Origin of the sequence: Exiguobacterium sp. s95, assembly GCF_018618655.1 — a bacterium.
GTDB lineage: Bacteria > Bacillota > Bacilli > Exiguobacteriales > Exiguobacteriaceae > Exiguobacterium_A > Exiguobacterium_A oxidotolerans.
On record NZ_JACSMM010000009.1, the window covers coordinates 105,743 to 129,980 of the forward strand.

General features: G+C 49.6%; 22 protein-coding genes. 15 read left to right on the plus strand and 7 right to left on the minus strand.

Annotated features, from left to right (window positions below):
• Positions 1 to 113 precede the first annotated feature (113 nt).
• From mreB to KNP99_RS13160, 5 genes are all read left to right on the plus strand, one after another.
• Positions 114 to 1,094, plus strand: a complete 981-nt coding sequence (mreB, locus tag KNP99_RS13140; protein ID WP_088837964.1) for a rod shape-determining protein MreB — start codon at positions 114 to 116, stop codon at positions 1,092 to 1,094.
• Positions 1,095 to 2,055: 961 nt separating this feature from the next.
• Positions 2,056 to 3,012: an ABC transporter permease gene (locus tag KNP99_RS13145; RefSeq protein ID WP_088837963.1), complete on the plus strand. Its 957-nt coding sequence runs from the start codon at positions 2,056 to 2,058 to the stop codon at positions 3,010 to 3,012.
• The gene (locus KNP99_RS13150) at positions 2,999 to 3,946 is read left to right on the plus strand and encodes an iron chelate uptake ABC transporter family permease subunit (RefSeq protein ID WP_215193309.1); all 948 of its coding nucleotides are present in this window, start codon (positions 2,999 to 3,001) and stop codon (positions 3,944 to 3,946) included. Before KNP99_RS13145 ends, KNP99_RS13150 begins: the two co-directional genes overlap by 14 nt.
• Complete coding sequence (locus tag KNP99_RS13155; protein ID WP_214802880.1) at positions 3,943 to 4,701, plus strand: iron ABC transporter ATP-binding protein; 759 nt, start codon at positions 3,943 to 3,945, stop codon at positions 4,699 to 4,701. Before KNP99_RS13150 ends, KNP99_RS13155 begins: the two co-directional genes overlap by 4 nt.
• A gap of 20 nt (positions 4,702 to 4,721) precedes the next feature.
• On the plus strand, positions 4,722 to 5,645 hold the full coding sequence (locus tag KNP99_RS13160) for a siderophore ABC transporter substrate-binding protein (protein WP_215193310.1): 924 nt from the start codon (positions 4,722 to 4,724) through the stop codon (positions 5,643 to 5,645).
• 71 nt (positions 5,646 to 5,716) lie between these two features.
• Here the strand turns inward: KNP99_RS13160 and KNP99_RS15355 are convergent, their stop codons facing one another.
• Complete coding sequence (locus KNP99_RS15355; protein ID WP_251133102.1) at positions 5,717 to 6,169, minus strand: hypothetical protein; 453 nt, start codon at positions 6,167 to 6,169, stop codon at positions 5,717 to 5,719.
• Between the two features lie 11 nt (positions 6,170 to 6,180).
• Positions 6,181 to 6,450, minus strand: a complete 270-nt coding sequence (locus KNP99_RS15360; protein ID WP_251133103.1) for a hypothetical protein — start codon at positions 6,448 to 6,450, stop codon at positions 6,181 to 6,183.
• Positions 6,451 to 6,756: 306 nt separating this feature from the next.
• Between KNP99_RS15360 and KNP99_RS13170 the strand changes: the two genes are divergently transcribed.
• Entirely contained in the window at positions 6,757 to 7,953 is a 1,197-nt protein-coding gene (locus KNP99_RS13170; protein WP_088837959.1) for a multidrug efflux MFS transporter, read from the plus strand.
• Positions 7,954 to 7,996: 43 nt separating this feature from the next.
• Here KNP99_RS13170 and KNP99_RS13175 read toward each other — a convergent pair whose 3' ends face one another.
• Positions 7,997 to 8,218, minus strand: a complete 222-nt coding sequence (locus tag KNP99_RS13175) for a hypothetical protein (RefSeq protein ID WP_251132228.1) — start codon at positions 8,216 to 8,218, stop codon at positions 7,997 to 7,999.
• Between the two features lie 151 nt (positions 8,219 to 8,369).
• On the opposite strand from KNP99_RS13175, the gene KNP99_RS13180 reads away from it, so the two are divergent.
• Both KNP99_RS13180 and KNP99_RS13185 read left to right on the plus strand, forming a co-directional pair.
• Entirely contained in the window at positions 8,370 to 9,158 is a 789-nt protein-coding gene (locus KNP99_RS13180) for a flagellar hook-basal body protein (RefSeq protein ID WP_029331728.1), read from the plus strand.
• A 15-nt stretch (positions 9,159 to 9,173) separates the two neighbouring features.
• Positions 9,174 to 9,956, plus strand: a complete 783-nt coding sequence (locus tag KNP99_RS13185; protein WP_159173323.1) for a flagellar hook-basal body protein — start codon at positions 9,174 to 9,176, stop codon at positions 9,954 to 9,956.
• Positions 9,957 to 10,013: 57 nt separating this feature from the next.
• Here the strand turns inward: KNP99_RS13185 and KNP99_RS13190 are convergent, their stop codons facing one another.
• Both KNP99_RS13190 and KNP99_RS13195 read right to left on the minus strand, forming a co-directional pair.
• On the minus strand, positions 10,014 to 10,874 hold the full coding sequence (locus tag KNP99_RS13190) for an NAD(P)-dependent oxidoreductase (RefSeq protein ID WP_215193311.1): 861 nt from the start codon (positions 10,872 to 10,874) through the stop codon (positions 10,014 to 10,016).
• Positions 10,875 to 11,055: 181 nt separating this feature from the next.
• On the minus strand, positions 11,056 to 13,602 hold the full coding sequence (locus tag KNP99_RS13195; protein ID WP_214767749.1) for an ATP-binding protein: 2,547 nt from the start codon (positions 13,600 to 13,602) through the stop codon (positions 11,056 to 11,058).
• A gap of 229 nt (positions 13,603 to 13,831) precedes the next feature.
• Between KNP99_RS13195 and KNP99_RS13200 the strand changes: the two genes are divergently transcribed.
• The 7 genes from KNP99_RS13200 to KNP99_RS13230 all read left to right on the plus strand — a co-directional run bounded on the left by KNP99_RS13200 (position 13,832) and on the right by KNP99_RS13230 (position 23,057).
• A complete protein-coding gene (locus tag KNP99_RS13200) occupies positions 13,832 to 14,989 on the plus strand; it encodes an AI-2E family transporter (protein ID WP_214811551.1) in 1,158 nt (385 codons plus the stop codon).
• A gap of 73 nt (positions 14,990 to 15,062) precedes the next feature.
• Positions 15,063 to 15,386, plus strand: a complete 324-nt coding sequence (locus tag KNP99_RS13205) for a winged helix-turn-helix transcriptional regulator (RefSeq protein WP_215193312.1) — start codon at positions 15,063 to 15,065, stop codon at positions 15,384 to 15,386.
• 318 nt (positions 15,387 to 15,704) lie between these two features.
• Positions 15,705 to 19,055 carry an adhesive domain-containing protein gene (locus KNP99_RS13210; protein WP_215193313.1) on the plus strand — a complete coding sequence of 1,117 codons (3,351 nt, stop codon included), beginning with the start codon at positions 15,705 to 15,707 and terminating at the stop codon, positions 19,053 to 19,055.
• Between the two features lie 83 nt (positions 19,056 to 19,138).
• Positions 19,139 to 20,785, plus strand: a complete 1,647-nt coding sequence (locus KNP99_RS13215) for a hypothetical protein (RefSeq protein ID WP_215193314.1) — start codon at positions 19,139 to 19,141, stop codon at positions 20,783 to 20,785.
• Complete coding sequence (locus KNP99_RS13220) at positions 20,782 to 21,375, plus strand: class D sortase (protein ID WP_215193315.1); 594 nt, start codon at positions 20,782 to 20,784, stop codon at positions 21,373 to 21,375. Before KNP99_RS13215 ends, KNP99_RS13220 begins: the two co-directional genes overlap by 4 nt.
• A gap of 12 nt (positions 21,376 to 21,387) precedes the next feature.
• Positions 21,388 to 22,452, plus strand: a complete 1,065-nt coding sequence (locus tag KNP99_RS13225) for a YheC/YheD family protein (protein ID WP_088837948.1) — start codon at positions 21,388 to 21,390, stop codon at positions 22,450 to 22,452.
• Between the two features lie 14 nt (positions 22,453 to 22,466).
• Positions 22,467 to 23,057: a hypothetical protein gene (locus KNP99_RS13230; RefSeq protein WP_215193316.1), complete on the plus strand. Its 591-nt coding sequence runs from the start codon at positions 22,467 to 22,469 to the stop codon at positions 23,055 to 23,057.
• A gap of 44 nt (positions 23,058 to 23,101) precedes the next feature.
• Here KNP99_RS13230 and KNP99_RS13235 read toward each other — a convergent pair whose 3' ends face one another.
• Together KNP99_RS13235 and KNP99_RS15535 are read right to left on the minus strand one after the other, a co-directional pair.
• Positions 23,102 to 24,034, minus strand: a complete 933-nt coding sequence (locus tag KNP99_RS13235) for a class F sortase (protein ID WP_215193317.1) — start codon at positions 24,032 to 24,034, stop codon at positions 23,102 to 23,104.
• Positions 24,035 to 24,124: 90 nt separating this feature from the next.
• Positions 24,125 to 24,229 (minus strand): LPXTG cell wall anchor domain-containing protein, encoded by a 105-nt coding sequence (locus tag KNP99_RS15535; RefSeq protein ID WP_251132098.1) that lies wholly within the window; start codon positions 24,227 to 24,229, stop codon positions 24,125 to 24,127.
• Between the last annotated feature and the right edge of the window lie 9 nt (positions 24,230 to 24,238).

A 24,238-nucleotide genomic window follows, 5' to 3' on the forward strand; every position in this document is an offset into this window, starting at 1 on the left:
TTTTTGCTTGCCTGTGCTAAAATTGAAAGGTATGTATACATAAATGGGTTAGACGTCCAAACGACGTTCTAAATTATGGAATAATAGCCAGCTGGTAAAGGAGATCACGCGAGATGTTTTCAAAAGATATCGGAATTGATTTAGGAACTGCCAATGTCGTCATTCATGTAAAGGGAAGAGGAATTGTCCTCGATGAACCTTCAGTCGTCGCCATTGATAAAGCGACCGGCAAAATTCATGCAGTAGGTACGGAAGCACATTTAATGGTAGGCCGGACACCGGGAAACATCGTCGCGATTCGTCCGCTCCAAGATGGTGTGATCGCAGATTTCGAGATGACGGAAGCCATGTTACGTCACTTCATCGATAAAATTGAGGTCCGCAGCATGTTCGGTGGCGTTCGGATGTTGATTTGTACACCAGCGAGCATCACGACGGTCGAAGCAAAAGCGATTCGTCAAGCAGGAGAAAAATCGGGCGCGAAAACCGTCTTCCTCGAAGTCGAACCGAAAGTAGCCGCGGTCGGAGCAGGGATGGACATTTGGATGCCTGCGGGACATATGGTCATCGACATCGGTGGCGGGACGACGGATGTTGCAGTACTCTCGATGGGAGATATCGTCTGTGGCGAAACAATCAAAGTTGCAGGAGATCGATTTGATCACGATATCATTCGGGCAATCAAAGATCGGCATAAGTTAATCATCGGTGAACGGACGGCGCAAAACGTCAAGATGACGGTCGCAACGGTCTCAGAAGACGGACGTCAGGAAGAGATGGATATCCGGGGACGTAATCTCGTCACAGGGCTGCCGCATAACATTACGGTCAGCTCACAGGAAATTCATGAAGCACTCGCAGAATCAGCGATGGAAATCGTTGAAGCGACAAAACGGGTTCTCGAGAAGACACCACCGGAACTCGCAGCAGATATCATCGACCGCGGCATCATCTTAACGGGTGGTGGGGCATTGCTCGACGGAATCGATCAGTTGTTGGCAAAAGAGCTTGGGTTACCGGTCTTGATTGCAGAAGATCCAATGTTATGTGTCGCACGCGGGACAGGCATCATGCTCGATAACTTAGGAAAATAAGAAATTCTTGTTTGGCATAAATCGTCAAGCGATGAGGTAACCATTCACTTAATTGTGGGGGTTACCTCTTTTTATTTTGCGTAGAGAACGATTTAAGAATGTTGCGGGATGAAGATTCTTTCTTTCCCCTACTTTCCTCGGGCGAGGCGCAAGCCGTTGCTACTTGATCCTATCCGGACAAGTAGCAGGGTCTCGCTTGCCTCTGACAGCGCAAGAATTTCTTGCGCTTTTTCCCGTAGGAGTCACGAGAAGCGAATCTTTTGAGCAGGTGCGTTTCTGTCGAATGCCGTTCTCGAATAGATCGGATTAGATTGAAAATGGACAAAGTACAGTATCATGAACGATTCAAGAATGGTGCAGGACAAAGATTCTTTCTTCCCGTACTTTCCTCGGGCGAGGCGCAAGCCGTTGCTACTTGATCCTACCGGGACAAGTAGCAGGGTCTCGCTTGCCTCTGACAGCGCAAGAGTTTCTTGCGCTTTTTCCCGTAGGAGTCACGGGAAGCGAATCTTTTAGGAAGGCTCTTTTCTGTCGAATGACGTTTTGGAACAGATTGGTTCACTCGTGTCTGAGCTGAGAACACCAATCGATAAGATGTAGCGTCTTAAATGGAAATACTGATGATTTGAACAACTCGCTTCGAAAACGGTGAGACGCTTGAGGGAATGAGTGAACCTTGAAAAGGTTTACGAGCAAGCAAGGGAGACCCTGCAGCTTTTGTAAAAAGCGAAGCGGCTTCCCGCTTGCCCCTAAGCAAGCGAACCGTGGTAGAAGCGAATGTTGTTCAAAACCCACGAGGTCACTGTACTGAATGTTGTTCAAAAAAACGCACTTTTATGTGACCGCGAAAAAGACTTTCTAAAAAAATATCAGAATAACGGTTGACGAAAGCCTGGAAAAAAGAGAGAATGAGAATGTTCTCAATGAGAATGAATATCATTATCTTTACAAGGAGACTACGATGTCGATTATGATTTGGGGAATCCTCCTCGTATGTGTCTCGATTGGCTCCATGTTTGTTGGTGTCGCTGACCTCGATTTAACAGAAATTTTATCTTGGAGCGAGACGGAATGGGAATTGTTCTTGATGAGTCGGATACCACGACTTTTAAGTATCTTATTAGCTGGAGCGGGTATGAGCATTGCGGGATTGATCATGCAACAAATTACACAAAACCGCTTCGTTTCACCGACGACGGCGGGAACAATGGATTTCGCGAAACTCGGAATCGTCGTTTCAATGATTGGCTTTAGTGATGCACATCCACTGATTAAGATGCTCATTTCATTTGGATTTGCGTTTGGTGGTTCGCTCTTGTTCATGCGGATTCTCGAACGGATCAAAATGAAGGACGTCATTTTCATTCCTCTCGTCGGGTTGATGCTCGGCAGTATCGTCGGTGCCTTGACGACGTTTCTCGCATTGCGGTTTAACTTGCTGCAAAGCTTAGAAGGATGGATGCAAGGAAACTTTTCGATGATCACAAAGGGACGCTACGAATTGCTTTACATAACTGTTCCGTTGCTGTTCGTCGCTTATCGTTATGCCCACCGGTTTACGATTGTCGGAATGGGCGAAGAATTTTCACAAAATCTTGGTATCTCCCATAAGCGTGTCATGCAGCTTGGGCTGGCGATTGTTTCATTGATCGCTTCAGCCGTGATTTTATCGGTCGGTGTGATTCCGTTTCTTGGTCTGATCGTGCCGAACTTGATTTCGATTTGGTACGGCGATCACTTACGAAAGACGTTACCGTTAACGGCTCTGTTCGGTGCCTTGTTCGTCCTCGTCTGTGACATTGCGGGCCGCCTGTTGATTGCACCGTATGAGATTCCGATTAGCTTGATGGTCGGGACGATTGGCAGTGGCTTGTTCCTCTACCTCTTGTTTAGGAGGGATCGTTATGGCTTATCGTAAACGGTTGATTTGGCTGGGCGTCCTCGCGTTATTATGCATGGTTGGCTATATGACGTTGAACTTACAAGGGGCACTCGGATATGTCATTCCAAGGCGCTTTACAAAGTTAGCAGCGATGCTTGTCACGAGTGTCGCAATCGGGGTCTCGACCTTGATTTTCCAAACCGTGACGATGAACCGGATTTTGACACCGAACGTCATCGGTCTCGATTCACTGTATATGTTGCTTCAAACCGGACTCTTGTTTTTGTTCGGCAGCTCAATCCTGCTTAAAGTCGGAATCGAAGTCCGCTTCGTCGCAACGATTCTTTTGATGGTCGGTTTTGCGATCGTGCTGTATCAATTGCTGTTCCGAGGGGAAGGGCGGAACGTCTACTTCCTTCTCCTCGTCGGTCTTGTCTTCGGAACGTTTTTCGGTAGCATCACCTCGTTCCTTCAACTGCTGATGGACCCGAACGAATTTCAATTGTTGCAAGATCGCTCGTTCGCGAGCATCAACAACGTCGATTCGGACTTATTGATGTTAGCGACAGTCCTCCTCGTCTTGAATACGGCTTGGCTTTGGCGGTATGTCCGCTTCCTCGACGTATTGGCACTCGGACGCGACCATGCGATTAACTTGGGCATTCCGTATGAAAAAATCGTCAAACGTCTGTTAATCATCGTCGCCATCTATATTTCGATTGCAACGGCTTTAATTGGACCGATTACGTTTTTAGGGCTATTGATTGTCAACGTCGCCTATCAACTCATCCCGACGTACCGCCATCACGCTTTAGCGGTCGCGACAGTTTTACTTGGTGTGATCGCGTTAGTCGGGGGGCAGTTGATTGTCGAGCACGTCTTGAACTTCTCGACGACGCTCAGTGTCATCTTGAACTTGATTGGTGGTAGCTACTTTATTTATCTCTTGCTGAAAGGAGTCGACCGATGATTACGATTGACAACATCACGAAACGGTTCGGAACGAAGACCGTCGTCGAAGAGGCGACATTCACGATCCCGAAAGGTAAATTGACATCCTTCATCGGACCGAACGGTGCGGGAAAAAGTACGGTCCTCTCAATGATTAGCCGTCTCGCGAAAGCGGATGCGGGCGTCGTCACACTGGATGGGACGGCAATCAGTCAATTTCCGTCAGATGACTTGGCGAAGCGACTGTCGATTTTAAAACAAAGCAATCACCTCGGACTGCGTGTGACGGTCCGTGAGCTCGTCGGGTTTGGTCGTTTTCCGTATTCGAAAGGACGACTGACCGCCCTTGATCACGAGAAAATCGATCGAGCGATTGCATACGTCGGCCTCGAAGAGATGCAAGATAAACAAATCAACGCCCTCAGCGGAGGTCAGAAGCAACGTGCCTTCATCGCCATGGTAATTGCCCAAGATACGGATTATATCTTGCTCGACGAACCATTGAATAACCTCGACATGCGTCATGCCGTCCAGGTGATGAAGTTACTCCGGAAGCTCGTCGACGAGGAAGATAAAACGATCGTCGTCGTCTTACACGACTTGAACTTCGCATCCGTTTACTCAGATCAGATGGTCGCGATGAAAGAAGGACAAATCGTTGCGACGGGTCCGACAGAGCAATTGATGGAACAGTCGTTACTCGAAAACCTGTATGAAATGGATTTAACGTTGGAACAGATGGATGATCATAAAATTTGCCTCTACTATACTTAACATAAGGGAGATCAATTAACATGAAAAAGTGGTTCTTACTCGTTATTGCAATTTGTGTCGTCGCACTCGGTGCGTGTGGAAAAGGAACAAATGAATCAGCCGCTTCAAGCGACGAAAAAATGACAATCAAACATGAATTAGGTTCAACTGAGGTCGTCAAAGACCCAAAAAAAGTCGTCGTCTTTGATTTTGGTGCACTCGATACACTCGATGAACTCGGTGTCGAAGTGGCAGGTCTACCGAAAGAACTCGTTCCAGCCTATCTTAAGCAATATGAAGCAGAGCAGTATACGAACGTCGGAAGTTTAAAAGAACCAAACTTTGAAGCAATCAGTGAACTTGCACCAGACGTCATCCTGATCTCAGCCCGTCAATCGGAAATGTATAAAGAGTTCAGCAAGATTGCACCGACGATTTATGTAGGAATCGATACACAGGACTACATGACATCGTTCAAAGATAACGTCAACATGCTCGGTGAATTGTTCGGAAAAGAAGCAGAAGCGACAGCTGCATTAAAAGAAGTAGATGAAAAAATCGCGGCAGTCAAAGAGGATGCTAAAGAAGCACCTGAGTCACTTGTCCTGCTCGCAGGGGATAAGAGCATGAGTGCGTTCGGACCGGGCTCTCGTTTTGGCTTGATTTACGATGCATTTGGTTTAAAAGCAATCGATACGACTCTTGATCAAGCCGTCCACGGACAAGATGTCTCGTACGAATACATCGTCAAAAAAAATCCGGGCATCATCTTCGTCATCGATCGTGGAGAAGCAATCGGTGAAGGCGCAACGGCGAAACAAGCGATGGACAATGAATTATTGAAAAAAGTCGATGCCGTCAAAAATAATAAGGTCGTCTACTTGAGTGGAGACGTGTGGTATCTGTCTGGTGGCGGTATCCAATCGATCGAAAAAATGTTGGAAGAAATCAAAACAGCACTGTAACAGCAAAAAAGCTCAATCCGTGAAGGACTGAGCTTTTTTTCATCGATAGCTGAAAGAATCTTGCCAATCAATCACTTCGTATTTTGCATGAACGCCTGATAGGCCTCAAAGTCATGATAGTCGATGGCACGCGGGGGGAGGGAGCTATTCATCGTCTGATTGACGAGTTGGTTCAAGGCTTGCCGTGACTGACCATAAAAGGTGATGCTCGGTGTCTCCGGTAGTTCCGTGAACTCGAGAGCGTACGACAGGTTGTGCTGGTAGTTTGCCGCATACAACGTATCGACGAGCGTGATGGCGGATAAGCCGTTTCCACCACCGTAGACAGTCCGGTAACTCATTAAGGTCACTTCGCTTGCAAGATCCATCGCCCAGGCACTGACAGGACGTCCGGAGACATCCGTGACCGTAGGAACCAAAACGGAAGAAAGAGTTGCGGTAGCCCTTCCATCGTTGCCCGCTCCTGAAAGGCAGTCAGGATTCGTTGATAAGAAGCGATAACGGCAGATTGATTCGTCGTCCACTCCGGTAGGGCCTACGGTTCGAGATCGACGCTGATTCCATCCGGATGCTGCATCGTCTCACTTTGATAGAGGGTAATCCAGGCGAGCGGGTCTTCGGCATTCGGTCGGAAGGTCGCGCCTTCATTCGTAATCCAGCGTGGTTGTCCGAACAGGAAGTAAACTTCAATTCCTGCTGCATGCGCGGCCTCGACGAATGTTCGATAGAGAATCCGGTCCCCCTCCACAGCAACATGAAGATAGACACGCTTCATCTGCCGGTTGGCGAGCTGATTGATTTTCACGGGGATGGACTTCGCTTCCGGAATCGATCACATCACCGTATGGCGCGTGACGGGGAGAGCGGCTTTACCGCTTGACGGCAGCAACAGACTGAAAAACGAGACGCAGACGAGACTGACGAGAAAACTAGTGTTCACTCCGTCTGCAAGGTACTCCTACTATCGGTTCGTTTGCTTAAAATCAGTATCCATCAATAGTCTTTGAGACTATTGCATCAGTTCAAAACCTAGACATTTCACATTGTGAAGTGTATATTAGAAGTTGTTGCTTGACCTCGGAATTACCATTAAAAAGGAAGTGATGCCACAATGCCGTTGTGGAAAAGAAATTTAATCGTCGTGTGGATCGGGAGTTTTTTGACTGCCGCTGCACTCAGTCTCGTTTTACCGTTTTTGCCATTATTCATTGAAGAGCTTGGCGTCGATGGACGTCAGGAGATTACGACCTGGTCCGGGATTGCGTTCGGAGCAACGTTCCTCGTCGCAGCCATCGTCTCACCGATTTGGGGACGCCTTGCCGATAGAAAAGGACGGAAATTGATGCTGCTCCGGGCAAGCCTCGGCATGTCGATTGTCATGTTTTTAATCAGTTTTGTGCAAGATGTGTATCAGCTTGTTTTCTTACGGCTCGTCATGGGAGCGGTCTCCGGATTCATTTCAGCCGGAATCACCTTGATTGCTTCTCAAACCCCGAAAGAGAAAAGTGGCTGGGCGCTCGGTACATTGTCGACCGGTGGGATTGCCGGTGGGTTGCTCGGACCTCTGATTGGAGGATTCCTTGCCGACATGATTGGGCTTCGACCCGTTTTTCTCTTTACAAGCGTACCGTTGTTTTTGACGTTCCTCGTGACATATTTCTTCGTCAAAGAAGAATTCGTCCCGCTTGAAGTCAAAAAAATGGCTTCCGCGAAAGAAATCATTCAATCACTCCGTCATCCGGAGCTCATCTTGAGTCTATTCTTGACGACGTTCTTGATTCAGTTCGCAGCGCAATCCATCAGTCCGATTCTCTCGCTTTACGTGCGAGAGCTGAGTCCCGGAACGGAACGACTGGCGTTACTGTCGGGTATCGTCGCCTCAGCACCCGGGATTGCGGCATTGATTGCTGCCCAGCGGCTCGGACGACTGTCCGACAAGATTGGAGCGGAACGTGTCTTGTTCGTTGCCTTACTCGTCTTTGCCGCCTTCTTGATTCCGCAAGCGTTCGTCACGGATACGAGTCAATTGATCGTCTTACGGATGGGAATCGGATTTGCGACAGCGGCCTTGATGCCATCGGTCCAAGCACTGCTTCGTAAACACACACCAGCCAATGCGTCCGGACGAATCTTCGGTTACAATCAATCGGCCCAATTCATGGGAAACTTCCTCGGACCGCTCGCCGGTGGTCAAATTGCCGGTCATTTCGGTTTTGAAGCGTTGTTCCTGTTTACCGGTTTGATCGTCATCACGAATGCTGTCCTCGAACGGACGCAAACAGCGGTACTCAGTAAAAAACATTCCTAACACGGAACGCCTCTCCGGTCAGTAACCGGGAGGCGTTTTTTTTTCATGTCAACGAAAAGAAGTCATCGAGTTTTTGTTGCTCCGAGTGTTCGAGTGCCTTCATCAAAAGGATGGACTGGGCACGTACTTTATAGTCGGCAGAATAATGGAACAGTCCATTGTCGAGTTCCGTGATCGCAAGCGGTTCGATGATCGTCCGTGGATGATCGACATCCTTCAATCGTAACGACAGCTCGATTTGGTGGTCGACGGGCAAGTGAATCAAAGCTTGAATAGTTCAATCAAGAGCTAGGACTTTCGGTTCAACTATTTTTCTCATTACCTTTTTTTGAAAAAAACTCATAATTCAACAGAACCTGACCGATATACTAAACATAAGAGAATTGAACATTAAGTCAATGAGGAGACAAAAACATATGTTACGAGGAATGTACACGGCGTCTGGTGCGATGCAGGCGTTACAGCGGCAACAAGAAATGTTAAGTAACAACCTGGCCAATGCGCGGACGCCTGGCTTCCGCGCCGATCAAGCATCGCTCCGGACGTTTCCGGAGATGATGATTCAACAATCAGGCGTCAATGAACGGACGGGGATTCAATCAAGAGGAACGGTCGGCACGCTCGCGACAGGTGTCTTCATGCAGGCAGCGACGCCGAACTTTGCCCTCGGTTCGATTACGGAAACGGGCAACGCGACGGATCTCCAAATCAGTTCACGGGACGGATCCGCCCTCTTTACCGTCTTACATACGGATCCGCTGACAGGTGGGGAAGAGACGCTTTACACGACGAACGGCCAATTCGCCGTCGGGCAGGATGGTTTGCTCCGGACGACAGAAAATGATCTCGTCCTTGATGCAAACGGTCAGGCGCTGAACGTCGTCAATGAAGACTTCGTTGTCAGCGCAGACGGAGCGGTGACGGACGGAAACGGACAAGCAATTGGAAACCTTGGACTTGTCGTAACGGATCAACCGGAAACACTCGAGCGGACAGGCAACGGTTTATTCCGCTCTCCGGCAGCACTTGCCGCGGGAGACGTCAAAGTCGACCAAGGCGTGCTCGAACTCGGGAACGTCGAAATCGAGCAGACGATGGCTGAGATGAACAGTGGACTTCGTCAGTTCGAAGCCAATCAAAAAGTCATTCAAGCTTACGACCGGACGGCTGAAAAAGCTGTTTCTGAAATCGGTCGCGTTCGTTAATCGGAGGAGGAAGTCATGCAATCACTTTATACATCAGCCAGTACGATGGCTCAATTACAAAAACAACTCGATACGACCGGGCATAATCTCGCGAATGCGAACACGAACGGCTACAAGCGCCGTGATGCACAGTTCAATGAGTTACTCGTCCGCAACATCAGCAACACACCGGGCGGCTTGGAAACAGGTCCTTTGACGACGCCGGTCGATCTTCGTCTTGGTGTCGGTGGGTATGTCGCGAACGAAGCGACACGTTTTACCGTCGGTGCTTTTCAAACGACCGGACGGAATTTGGATGCGGCACTCGGTAATCCGCATCACTTCTTTGGTGTCATCGATGCAGACGGTGTGACGAAATTCACGCGGGACGGCAACTTTGAGTTATCACCGCAAGGCAACGGACAGATGTTGTTGACGGATGATGCGGGACGCTCCGTCATCAATCAAGCGAACGATGCCATCACCTTACCGGAAAATGCGACGGCGATTGAGCTGAACAAAGATGGCAATATCACAGGTGTCCTCAACGGAGAACGTCGTGTCCTTGCCCGAATCGGTGTCGCGGATATTCCGAACCATGGCGAGTTGACGGATGTCGGCGGTGGACTCTATACGGCGACCGGGCAATATCAAAATGCTCAAGGGAACCCGTTGACGGTCGGGACGCTCGAGTCCTCGAACGTCGACATGGGGACGGAAATGACGAACTTGACGCAAATTCAACGCGCCTATCAGTTTAATTCGAAAGCTTTGATGACGACCGATCAGATGATGGGAATCGTCACATCACTCAAATAACGCATCTGCTAAAAGCCGCGCCTTCCGGAATCCGGAAGGCGCGGCTTTGTCATGGAGTCATTTTTTTAAGCTCAGGTAGACCGCTGCCATATCTAAATCGGCTTGGTCTCCCGTGTTCGCCTGTTCATACTGTTCATGTGCTGCTTCTGCCAGCGGTAAACGTAACGTGTACCGTTTCGCGGCGTCCGTGATCAACCCCAAATCCTTCGCCATCAACCGAAGCGGGAAAGCAGGGGGAAACTCTTCTGTTCGGTACATGTCCTGTTTGCCTTGGAAGAGTGGTGTATTCATGCCGGACAAAGAAATCATCTGGATGAGTTTTTCTTTGTCGAGCCCGGCCGCTTCTCCGAGCAGGAACGTTTCAGCAAGTCCTTCACCGACGATGCCGAGCAGGAGATTGATGGCAAGTTTTGCTGCGCTGCCTGTTCCGTGGTCACCGAAATGAATACTTTCTTTACCGAGAACATCGAGATACGGCCGGCATGTCGCAAGTGTCTGTTTGTCACCACCGACGAGCATGACGAGCTGGCCGGCTTCTGCGACACCGACTGAACCAGAGACGGGAGACTCGAGATAGGCGGCACCGGCGCGTTCGATAAGTTGCGCTGCCTGTGTTGATTCCTCGGACGAAATCGTACTCAAGTTGACGACGATTTTGTCCGTCAAGTCGCTTGCGAGCAGCCCGTCTGTTTCGTGAAGGACATGATCAATCGCTTTTCCGTCTGCGAGCATGATGAAGATGATGTCCGACTGTTCGACCAGTTCGCGTGGTGAGCGAAGCGACGTTGCCCCTTCCGCGACGAGCGGTGCTGTCTTACTTTCTGTTCGATTGTAGACGTGTAATGGGTGTCCGGCACGGCGAAGACGTAACGCCATCGGGATACCCATATGACCTAATCCTATCCAACCAAGTTGCATCTGTCTGATTCCTCCTGTATGTGTAGAGTCGCTTTAGCTATTCCCTTTTAGAACCTTATGTTAAACGCGACGTAAGCGGCGTTCTTCTTACTAGAAGACTGCGTTTTGTCCGCCCTTGACGGAACCTGAACATGAACAGGTCAAAAAACCCCCGCGTCTTAGTGGACACGGGGGTAAAGACTCATTCAGTTTCGTACGTCAAGATGGTGGAAATGACAGCGACCGGAAAACGAATCGTAAAGGTCGAGCCGACACCGACGGTCGATTCAACATCAATCGTTCCGTTATGGTGTTTGACGATTTCTTTACAAATCGATAGACCGAGACCCGTTCCACCGATTTTGCGTGTCTCTGAGTTGTCGACCCGGTAAAACTTATCGAACAACTTCGACATCGCTTCTTGCGGGATGCCCATTCCTTCGTCGTGAATCTTGATTTCAGCGAAACCATCCTGGTGCTGGACTTCGATTGAAACCGTTCCGCCGTCAGGAGAATACTTGATGGCGTTACTGAGTAGATTGTTTAAGAGCTGTTTAATCTTTTCGCTATCGGCGTCAATCATGATCGGTCCGTTACCTGCGAACACTAACGTGTGTGTCGTGTGCGAGGCACCATAGAAGTCGGTCACGTCATTTGCGAGTTCGACGATGTCGAACGTCGACATCTGATAACGTTGCTCACTCGATTCCATACGCTGGACGTCGAGGAAGTCGTTGACGAGGGTCGTCAGGCGACCTGTTTCCGAATGAATCGTCTGCAAGTACTTTAGCTGACGTTCTTCTTCAAATGATTTGTTGAGCATCAATTCCGTGAAACCGTAAATTGATGAGAGTGGAGTCCGAAGTTCGTGCGAGACGGTCGAGACGAACTCTTCTTTCATCCGGTCCGACTCCGTTTCTTTCGTGACATCCCGTAAGACGAGCATCGTTCCGACCCAAACGTTATTGATTTGAATCCTCTCGGCGTAAATTTGGATATAGGCACTGCGCGCGCGAATCGAGACGACGAGACTATCCTTCGGCAAGTTCTGCTCGACGATTTGTTCGATGTATTGTTCGAACGGTTCTGCTTCATCGATGATGGAAGACAAGGCGGACATCGCTTGACGGAAAGAGGAAAGATTACTTTCATCCTGATGTTCCGTCTGAATTTCCGGGAACAGCTTCATCAACGGTTCGTTGACGAGCAGTTCATCTGATTCATGTTCGATGTAGACGACGGCTTCCCGGATCGAGTTCAACAGTTGTCCTGTTTTGTTCTTTTCATGAATCATTTTTTCGTAAATCCCCATCCGCATCAACGAAAGTGAGAGCTGGTGCGAGAAGGAAAGGATATCGCTCATCTGCTCCGGCGTGAAGGCGTCACGGTACCGGACGAGATAGATGCAGGCGATGATTTTTTCTTCATTCGGATCAAGGATTGGTACGGCGACTTCATACATGTAGTACGGATACGGAAGCGGACTTTCGTGTGCGACCTGTTTAGACGAGTGCACCGGACGTTTTAAGACACGCGCCCGGTGGAACAACGATTGATCTTCGTGGATCAGTTGTTCGACCATATCAGGGGTCATCCCGTATTCAATCGTCGAGCGGACATCGTGTTGATCGAGGAACAGCAAGGCTCCGATTTCCGAATGGGTGATTGAGACGAGCTTCTCGATGATTTCCGGATACGCCGTCAATGTTTCGCGGGATGCGAGCGTCTCCGTCAGTTCATTACGATATTTTAGATGTTGTTCGCTTTGCAGGGTGATTTCGAGTGCTTCTTCGAGTTCTTCCTGCTGCGCCTGCAGCTCTTCCTGCTGCGCAACGAGTTCCTCTTGTTGTGCTTGCAACTCTTCATTCTTCGCCAGCATATGGACTTTATTATCCGCAATCGATGCTGCCATTTGATTGAAGGATGCGGTTAACATGTGTAATTCATCGCGTCGTCTCGGTAAGGGAAGTTCTTTGACGTCTTCACCACTTGCGAGTTGTGCACTGTCCCGAGACAACGAATTAATTTGTTTCGTCACCCGGTTGATGAATGGGCGGACGAGTAAGACAAGAATGATGACGAGGACAAGCAGGTTTGACAGCCAAATGAACTGGGCGATGCGCATTTCATTGAGCAGGCTGGCTTTTGCTTCATCTTCTTCAGTCTGAATGAGGTTTAAATAGTTTGTCAGCAAGGCTTCGATTCCAGCCGTATCGGCTTCACCGTCAATTTGACTGTTTGAGCCTTTTAGCGTTCCGTCAGAATTGAATAATTCGCTCCCGTTCGAAAGCGAAGCGAGCGTTTTCGGATCAACGAACTGCTCGTCGACCGAGCCTTCCTGTTTTTGTTCCACGTATTGACGTAACAAGGGGACGGCAGTACCGAAATAATCGTCATATAAGTTTCGTGTCGCAGTTGCGTATTGATCGCCTTGCGTATAGATGGCGTTTTGCTCGAACCAGGTCGTCAAGCGGTTGATTTCATCTTGGTTTGTTTTGACGGCATTGAGCATCGCCGGTGTTCCGAACAAGAGGTATGATTTTACATTGCTCTGTGCAGCGGACCATTCGTATGCCAACGCGTTCGCATTCGTTCTTCGTTCACGTAAGTCATCGAATGTCGCATCGGTTTGACTGATTTTTTGTTCAGTATACGTATAGACGATAGCGGATGTGATGCTGAGTGCGATAAAGACTGCATAAAAAGCAAACATCAATTGTCGACCAATCTTTTGATTAATCCATTTCACGTTCGAATCCTCCATATTCTTTTGTATATGTACGTAAATGTGTGAAGACATATGTAGATTTTACTCTGCTTGTTAGCAGTCATCAAATTTTAACACGCAAAGATGTAAAAAAAATATTATATTTAGATGACGGTCCAGCTTATTTTTTTTTAGGAGGATTAGAAGCAGCCGGATAAAGGAAAACTAACTGAGTGAAAGCTATCATTATTACGCATAGGGAAGTGACAGAATGCAAAAAATGTTTGAAAACAGGTGGTATCGTGGCGCATGGTGGGTCATGACACTGCTCGTCATCGTCTGGGTCGGCAATCACGTGACCTTTTTATTTCGCCCACTCGCCATACTCGGGCAAATGGTCGTCCCGCCACTCGCAATCGCCGGGATTCTTTATTACGTCCTTTTGCCGATCGTCGAGATGCTTGAGAAGAAGATGAGTCGGCGTCCGGCCGTGATGGTCGTCTTGTTCGGATTGATTGGGATTATGACGGCGCTTGGATTTATCTTTGGTCCGTCCTTATCAACACAAATCAGCGAATTCGTCAATTCGATTCCGAACCTCGCGACGGAATTTCAGCGTCAACTCGTCGAAGTCCGGAGTCAGCTTGAAAACAGCAGTATCTTTTCTCGCTTCGTTGGGGGACCGGATGACTTGTTCGATAAATTTTCGACGAATCTCTCCGAGTACGCGTCATCCTTCTTAAAAAATGTCGGGGCAGGGGTCGGCGGGTTTGTCAGCTTAATCACGACGACCGTCATCACAATCATTATCATCCCGATCATGTTGATTTATATGTTGTTAGACGGTCATAAGCTAAAAGGCAATCTGGTTAACATGATGCCGTTTGAATTTCATAAAGAAACGAAGAAAATTTTAGAAGATGTCCATGAAACGATCATGAGCTATATCCGGGGACAGGTCATTGTCAGTATCGGTGTCGGAATCATCGCCTATATCGGATACCTCTTCATCGGCATTGACTATGCGATTTTGTTAGCGATGTTCGCGACATTGACGAACATCATTCCGTTTCTTGGACCAGTCATCGGTGTCATACCGGCCTTGATCGTCGGTTTTATCCAGGATCCGATTCTTGCAATCTATGCCATCATTGTCATGACGGTCGCGCAACAAATCGATTCGCACATCATGTCACCGCTCGTTCAAGGAAGAACGCTTGATGTTCACCCGTTGACGATCATCATCGTCCTGCTTGTCGCAGGGAACATCGCCGGCTTCTTCGGCGTCCTACTCGGGGTTCCGTTTTATGCCGTCATGAAAGTCATCATTCTTAATCTGCAACGTCTCTACCATCTCCGGACACAAAAGAAGATGGTCATCACGGATGAGGAAAAGACGTTCGATACCATCATCACAAAAAAAGAATGACTTTTTGAATTATTAACGTCGTTCCTTCATACTAAAGAAGCAGTCTGATGTGTTAGGAAAGGGGTAGTGACAGATGGATCAACGTCAAACAGAAGAACAAGCCGATTTATTAGCCCTGCAAAAGTTTCAGCATAATTTCGAGAACAGCTTAAAGTCGAGCGTCATCTACATTTTACGGGATGGGGCGCTGACGATTGGTGAGATTGAACAGCGAATCGATCAGTCACACGGTCAGATTTTAGAGCAACTTCAAGAGTTGATTGAAGATGGACTCGTGATTCAGCAAATGTCAGAAAAAGTTGATGGATTAGCTTACTTTTTGACAGTTCCAGCAGAAGATTTAATCAGACAATTTAAAGAGTCCATCAAATGGAGTAAACAACACATTACCTTCTAATAAAAAAGGTCATCTTCGAGCTATCAGCTTGAGGATGACCTTTTTTTATTTTTTGGAAATTATATGGGTATAAAAGGCTCTTAAATGAATATGGATTTTTATAGGATATTAAGTAATGAAATAAAATTACAATATAAGTTAAGAGAGTGAAAATAAAAACGACTTTAATTTATATTTTTAAAGGTAATTAAGCATTGAAAATACTAGATATTAGGTACTATACTTCTATTACAATTGTAGAAAAATGTATTTTTTATTAGTAAAACCCTGCATAATGATGGGTGTAAGGTAATTTTTCTCAAGAAAAGGAGTGTTCAAATGAACAAGAAAACGCCTGATTTCCGAAAGAAGATGAACCGACACCACAGAAACCACACCAAACGCTTGATCAAACTACTCACAGCCTCCTCACTGGCACTATCCCCAATTTCATTTACTTACACCAAGACAGAAGCATCTGAAAAAAAGTTTCAGCCGCAACAGCAACAATTTGCCTCATCCATTAAAAATTCATTAGCACTTGCTCCAGTAAATCGAGTGAGTCTAGCGGATGTACAATTATTGACAGATGTACAAGTCCGAGCGAATTTAACAGAACAATTAGAAAATTATAATTTAGCACTTGGTTTAACGGGCCGAGGATTGGCCGATGCAGAAATTTTGTCGCCAGAACGTGTCGCCGTCTTTAATATTCCGGATCTCGCGGGCAAAATGACGGCGAACGGCAATGCCGACGTGAGCGTAGAACTATTGCCAATCACACTGGAAGACTTGCCGACGCTTAAAGGTCAACTTGATCCTTTAACGACGAGTGTCAATGGCCTTGTCGGAGATTTGGTCACTGAAATTGACATAATTTTAGACAACCCGCTGACAAGCCCGCTTTTAAATGTCCAAGGATTAAATGAACTAGAAGATGCGTTGGCTGCACTCAATAATTTGGACGTAGCATTGTCTGATTTGCTTGACTACAATGGGCAGGCCCCGGTGACTGTCAATGCTGATGGCACGATCGTTGTCAATTTCAGCGATGGATTAGGACAACATCTTGAAACTGCAGTCCAGCAAGTAGTGCAACAAGCGCTACAAGACTTAGTGGATGCAATTGCGAATCTTCAATTGACGGGAATATTAGGATCATCACTGAACTTTGTGCTAACTCCTGTAAAAGAGTTGTTACCATCTGTTAATGGCTTACTAACAGCAGTCGCGAACGATACGGTCAACTTATCGAATGAACTAGTCGGCGTTCAGGTTCTTGGACCGACGACGGTCGACTTAAATGTGCTCGTCGACAAGCCAGCGGGTGTTGATGGTGAAATTGTCGTTACGGGATCAGCCGTCAGTACTACAGCGATTGATGCTGAGTTATTAAGTGATTTAGATGGTCAAACGACGATTGTGTTTGATGAAGAAGGCGATGCGGACGCTGACGCCGACGCCGATGCGGACGCTGACGCTGATGCCGACGCCGATGCGGACGCTGACGCCGATGCGGACGCCGACGCGGATGCCGATGCGGATGCGGATGCGGATGCTGACGCTGACGCTGACGCCGATGCGGATGCGGATGCCGATGCCGATGCGGATGCGGATGCCGATGCAGATGCGGATGCTGATGCCGACGCGGATGCGGATGCTGACGCGGACGCTGACGCCGACGCTGATGCGGATGCGGATGCCGATGCTGACGCGGATGCCGACGCGGATGCCGACGCTGATGCGGATGCCGACGCTGATGCTGACGCTGACGCCGATGCTGACGCCGACGCGGATGCCGACGCGGATGCGGATGCTGATGCCGACGCGGATGCTGATGCCGACGCGGATGCTGATGCTGACGCGGACGCTGACGCCGACGCGGATGCGGATGCTGACGCTGACGCCGATGCGGATGCCGATGCTGACGCCGACGCGGATGCTGACGCCGATGCGGATGCCGATGCGGATGCGGATGCGGATGCCGATGCCGACGCTGATGCTGACGCCGACGCGGATGCTGACGCCGACGCCGACGCCGATGCGGATGCCGATGCGGATGCCGATGCGGATGCCGATGCGGATGCTGACGCGGATGCTGACGCGGATGCGGACGCTGACGCGGATGCGGACGCCGATGCCGATGCGGATGCTGATGCTGACGCTGATGCCGATGCGGACGCCGATGCCGATGCGGATGCTGATGCCGACGCCGATGCCGACGCCGACGCTGATGCTGACGCGGATGCGGATGCCGATGCTGATGCCGATGCTGACGCCGATGCGGATGCGGATGCCGACGCCGATGCGGATGCTGACGCCGATGCCGACGCGGATGCGGATGCCGATGCAGATGCGGATGCTGATGCGGACGCCGACGCGGATGCCGATGCTGATGCGGACGCCGACGCCGATGCTGACGCCGACGCGGATGCTGACGCCGATGCGGATGCGGATGCGGATGCCGATGCCGACGCCGACGCTGATGCTGACGCCGACGCGGATGCTGACGCCGACGCCGACGCCGACGCCGATGCCGATGCCGATGCGGATGCCGATGCGGATGCTGACGCGGATGCTGACGCGGATGCGGACGCCGATGCGGACGCCGATGCCGATGCGGATGCTGATGCTGACGCTGATGCCGATGCGGACGCCGATGCCGATGCTGATGCTGATGCGGACGCCGATGCCGACGCCGACGCTGATGCTGACGCGGATGCGGATGCGGATGCCGATGCCGATGCTGACGCCGATGCGGATGCGGATGCCGATGCAGATGCCGACGCGGACGCTGACGCCGACGCGGATGCGGATGCGGATGCTGATGCTGATGCTGACGCCGATGCTGACGCTGATGCGGATGCCGATGCCGATGCTGACGCCGATGCGGACGCTGACGCGGATGCCGATGCCGATGCGGACGCGGATGCTGATGCGGACGCGGATGCGGATGCCGATGCCGACGCGGATGCGGATGCCGATGCGGATGCCGATGCGGATGCCGATGCCGATGCTGACGCCGATGCGGACGCTGACGCGGATGCCGATGCCGATGCGGACGCGGATGCTGATGCGGACGCGGATGCCGATGCTGATGCGGATGCCGATGCGGATGCCGACGCGGATGCGGATGCCGATGCCGACGCTGACGCCGATGCGGATGCTGATGCCGATGCCGACGCGGATGCCGACGCCGACGCGGATGCCGACGCGGATGCTGACGCGGATGCGGATGCTGATGCTGACGCGGATGCTGACGCCGATGCGGACGCCGATGCGGATGCTGACGCTGATGCGGATGCCGATGCCGACGCCGATGCGGATGCCGACGCGGATGCTGACGCCGATGCTGACGCCGATGCGGATGCGGATGCGGATGCGGATGCGGATGCCGACACCGATGCCGATAAAGCCGGGGATAAAGATCAAGACCATGTTGTTGTTCCAGCACCAACAAACAAACCAACCCGTCCAATCAATACGGGAGTGATCAGTAAACCGACGATGCCGTCGAACTTAGGGGTTGTACAGAAAAAAGCGTCTGTACTTTCGAAACCGGTAACCCGACCGATTGCAAGTAAGCTTCCGAACACATCAGAAAATCTTTTCCTTGTTTCAATGATGGGTATGTTGGCGGTAGTAACCGGATTGTTTGCAAAACTATTCCGTCGCCGTCCCCAGCAATAAGCAGACCGATTAAATAACAGTCATTGTAGCGGAGGGGAAACTCTCTGCTGCAATTTTCATTATTTTTGAAGGGGTGACTTCGGATGGAATTGATGAACCGGATAGAACGAATCGAAGAACGAGTTTTCGCGCTAATGAAAGAAGATCAGGCAACTTACTTTTTAAATCAACGCCTCACCGTTTTTCTATCAGTCGGGACGAAGAAACGCCGTGCACGGGTCCATACATTTCGTGGGAAACGAATGGCGAGTATCTTTCAAAAAATCAAAAACTTCTTACTTGAACATCCCGTCGACTACGACTGGATTAAAGTAGATGTTGCAAAGAATTTTCATTTTTGTTCATTCGCAGAATTAAACGATCAACTTCGTGCAACACGTAAGAATTATTTTCGAAGAGGCATCGCTTTTGATGCTCGCTTCACGTGTGCTTTTTTAGAAGAAGAACTAAATGGGAATGCGATGTTGACGCCGGACAAGGACACGCCGGAACTCCGGGTGAATTTGAAGAACATGACACGATATGTTGAACAGCAGCGTCGAAAAATACCCCGCTTCATCTTTACGGATGAAACGAGCTGTATCTTGTTTGAGACGACGAGCGTCTTCAGTGAAGAGGAGCCGATCGTCATCGAAATGACAGGGACAGTGGAAAAAATCAGAACCTCTCCACGCACCACTCCCTTTGAAATCAAAACGGTCGTCACGCAAGCGAGTGATTACTTAGCTCGCCAAGTTCAGGCGGATGGCCGCTTCATATATGGTTACTTTTCATGTTTTGACAAAACGATTCAATTTTACAACAGCTTACGGCATGCGAGTACACTTTACTCGATGATTGAAGCGTATGCAGTCCAACCGGACGTGACACTTCAACACGCAATCGATCGCGCGAAAAACTATCTCATCGAGCACTTGATCGTTCAACCGAACGAATCGGCCTATGTCGTCGATTGGGAGCAGGATGCGGAAATTAAGCTCGGTGCCAATGCCGCGGCGATCTTAGCGTTGACGAAATACATGACGACGTTCAAGTCGCATCGCGAACTCGCGCTGTGCCGCGCCCTTGCGAACGGAATTGTAGGGTTGCAGCAGCCGGCAGGCAACTTCAACCATGTGTTATCGTATCCGTCGCTTGCACTGAAAGAGGCGTTTCGGATTATCTATTACGAAGGTGAAGCGACGTTTGCGCTGCTTCGTCTATACGAGCTCGATCGACAAGAACAGTGGTTGACGAGTGTGACGCAAGCGTTCGACTACTTTATCGCGCACGATTACTGGAAGCAACATGACCACTGGCTCAGCTACAGCGTCAATGAACTGACGAAGTATGTCCCGGATGAACGGTACTATCGGTTCGGACTTCAAAATGTCGAACAAAAGCTTGATTTCATTCATCACCGCGAGACGACGTATCCGACGTTTCTTGAGTTGATGCTGGCGGCCCGCGAGATGATCGGCCGGATGCAAGCGGACGGGCAGACGGACTTATTGACGACGTTTCCGCTCGACTGGCTCGAAGCGACGATTGAACGCCGGATGCAGTATCAATTGACTGGTTTTTACTACCCGGAAGTCGCGATGTATATGAAAGTACCGGAGCGCATACTCGGTAGTTTCTACATCCGTCACCACTCCTTCCGCGTCCGGATTGATGATGTCGAGCATAATATCTCCGGGTACTGTCGTGCACTCGAACAAATCCGTCAGAAGGAGGTCGTAAAAGGATGAGACGATACGTCTCGACACTCTTGCTCATCATCGGTGTTCTCCTGTTAGGTTACGTCGGATATCAGAAATTCACGATTGATCGAACGTTGTCCACCGAACTGGAAAAGGCGAAAGCCGTTGTCGTGGAGGCGGAGGAACAGAAGAAGACGGCTGAACCAGAGGCAACGGACACGGAGGCGGTGCCGGTCACGTTTAAAGAAGGCGAGACGCTTGGTTTCTTAAGCATTAAATCGCTCGACATGGAATTACCGCTCCTCGAAGGGGTAACGGACAAAACGCTTGCGAAAGGAGTCGGGCACCACCCGGACACGGCTTTTCCTGGACAGGGTGACCGAATCTTCATCGCCGGGCATAACGATACGACGTTCTCAAAAATCAGTGAGCTCGAACCGGGTGATGAGGTCGAACTCTATTTGGCGGATGGATCATACCGCTATGTCATGCGGTCGAGTGAAATCGTCGACGATGAAGATACACGCGTCTTGGCAGCGACAGGAACGGAGTCGCTCGTCATCTCGACCTGTTACCCGTTTTATAACATTGCGAACAGTACGGAACGCTATTTGATTTTCTTAGAACCGATTGAGTAGGGGGAGACGGACATGACAAGAATCGGCATATTACGCTTGAACGATAAACCACAATTTCGTGATAAAATCGCCTGTGTCGTCGCAGCATCGATGGGGATTGAAGCGTTTTTCTTCCGGCCGCAGGATATCGACTTTGAGAAGCGGATGATTCGGGGGATGCACTTTTTGGATGACCGCTGGCATAACGGCTTGTGCGAATTTCCGGATGTCGTCTACAATCACCTGCCGTTGACGGACGAGCAAAAAGACATCTTTTCGCGCTTGGCCGACGAGATTCCGTTTACGACACACCGGATCGGCAACAAAAACGTCGTCCTGAAAAAACTTGCGGCTGACGGAACGTTCAAACAATATTTGATTCCGATGCACCGGATTCGTGCGGGGAAGGATTTGATCGCTCTACTGGAACGGTACGGGAAAATTATTTTCAAACCGGCTAACGGCAAGCAAGGGCAACGGATTTATACGATTGAACAGGTCGGCCCGGATCAGTATACGTTCGATTATCTTTTACAAAGTAACACCTGTTCGACAGGACAATTGATCGACCGTATCGAAGAAGAGATTCAACGGAACCCGATGATTGTCCAACCGTTCATCGCTTCGGAAACCATCCACGGACATTCCTATTGTATGCGGATCCATGTCGCAAAAGGGGCGAATGGAACGTGGAAGCTCGTCAAGTTCTTTCCTTTTGTCAGTAACAACAAGCAAGAGTCCGTTAGTCACTTGAGTCACGGTGCCTTTTCGACGACGCGGATGGATATCTTCATGAAGCAAAACTATCCGGAGCAACACGAAGAAATTTCCCGGCAGATTGTGTTGTTCGCCCGTCGCTTCCCGGCATATTTCGAGTCGTTTTATGATTACCCGCTCGATGCGCTCGGCATCGATGTCGGGATTGGAGCGGACGGGAAGATTTATCTGTATGAAGTAAACAGTCTGCCGGGGACGCGTTACGTTGAATTCCAGGCAGAATATTTAGCGATTCAGTACTGTGATTTTTTAGCGAAGCAACCGTACACCGCCAGCAATGGATTGAAGGCGGGCTGGATGAAACAGCGGGTGCGCGCTTAGAGAAGAGGTGACGTGTGAAGACGTTCTTGTTTTATTTGATGACGGCGGCGCTCGTCGTCATCATCCTTGCGAAATTCATGGTCCCGTTGCTCGGTTTTTTCGAGGCGGACGAACCGAAGCCGCAGACGGACCGGACGAGCCTGCGTCTCACGGAAGCCCAGCTAAAACAATTTGATCGGGAAGACCGGATTGGCGTCAGTTACGAGATGGCCGGACTCTCGCTCAAGACGCTTGCCGTCAAGCGGATGGACGCGACCCGTCAAACACCGCTCTTGCTTGTAAACGTTCAAAAAGAAAAAGTCCTACAGGTCGGTGGTGAGGCGAATCGTCTGCTCGCGATTACCGTCAAAATCAAAAATCAATCCGCCGATTCGATTGAGATCGCCCCGAAGCTCGGGGAATACGAAACGGATGGACGGATCGTGACGATTGCTGATCAGTTTAATGCATTAAATGGAACGTATCAGAGTGGGGAAGAACGAATCGGGATCGTCTTCATCCCGACGACGGAAACGAAAATCAGACCGGGTCGGCTCAATCTGTTTTATACGACGGCGTCAGGGGATAAACAATTACGGATTGCCCTGAACGAAGGGGCAGACTAAAAAGATCTTACGCTCGATTTGAACGTAAGATCTTTTTGTTGTTCTTATTTTTGAGTGACACTAAACGCTTCTGGTGACTCGATGCCTGCTTTATTGACGGCTGTGATGATGAAGCGACCTGTCGCATCTTCCGGAAGCGGGAACGCTTTCCGTTCAATCGATTCCGTTGAACCGAGTTTTTTCCGTTTTCCATCTTGTTCTTGATAGATGTTATACGTCACGACTTCATCGTCTTTTGAAGCATACCAGTTCACGAAACCACCACTGATGCGGACGTTGGTGGCTGGTTTTGGTGGTGTGTTGACGGGATCGGATGCTTTCTCATCAAGCTCGGTGAACACGACGAGACGGTTGTCATACGTCCCTGCATTTTGGTCGTACGTACCGATACACGTAATTAAGTTCAAGTTACGGGTGTCGGCAGCACCGAAGATTTTTTCGAGTGGGGCATCGAGATGGTCGTACTCGACGAGTTTTTTGACGCGGAAGACGAGCAGGCGTCCAGACTCATCTTTGATTTTGATGGCGTCACCTTTTTTCAGTTCATGCAGCTTGTAGAAGACGGCAGGACCGGTTTTCGTATCCGTATGTCCGTCGATGACGGCATTACCGATGTCACCTGGTCGTGGTCCGAATTTATACCACCCGACTTGTTGTTCATTTTTCGGAGTCCCCATCGCTCCTTTTTTATCGAGACCGACTTGTTCGATGTTCGTTTTAACGTCGAGGGCGTCGATCGTCAATGTCTTCGGAAGTTCGACTTCATTGGTTGAGAGGGTCTTAAATTCTTTTTTAAAGATTTCGGATGGTTTGAGTGGATCCTCCTGTGTCCTGGAAGAAGCCGCGGATTGTGAATCAGCTGTACCTTGCGTGATGTTCGTTTCTGTGTCGCTCGTGTTTCCGAATAATAAGAAAATCAGTGTGCCGACTGAAGCGAGCATCAGGACGATACTGATCGGGAATAACCATTTTTTCAAAACACGTCACTCCTTTCCGAGAGGAAGACCTCTCTATGTAAGAAAAAGGATAGTGCCGAGGGCGCTATCCTTTTTAGTATACCCGATTTCTTATGCGTTTTGACGTTTGCGTGCAACGACGATTCCAGCTGCACCGAGTGCAAGACCGAAGAGTGCGAGTGCACCTGTTGTTGCGTTGTTGCTTGTGTCGCTCATGCCGCCGTT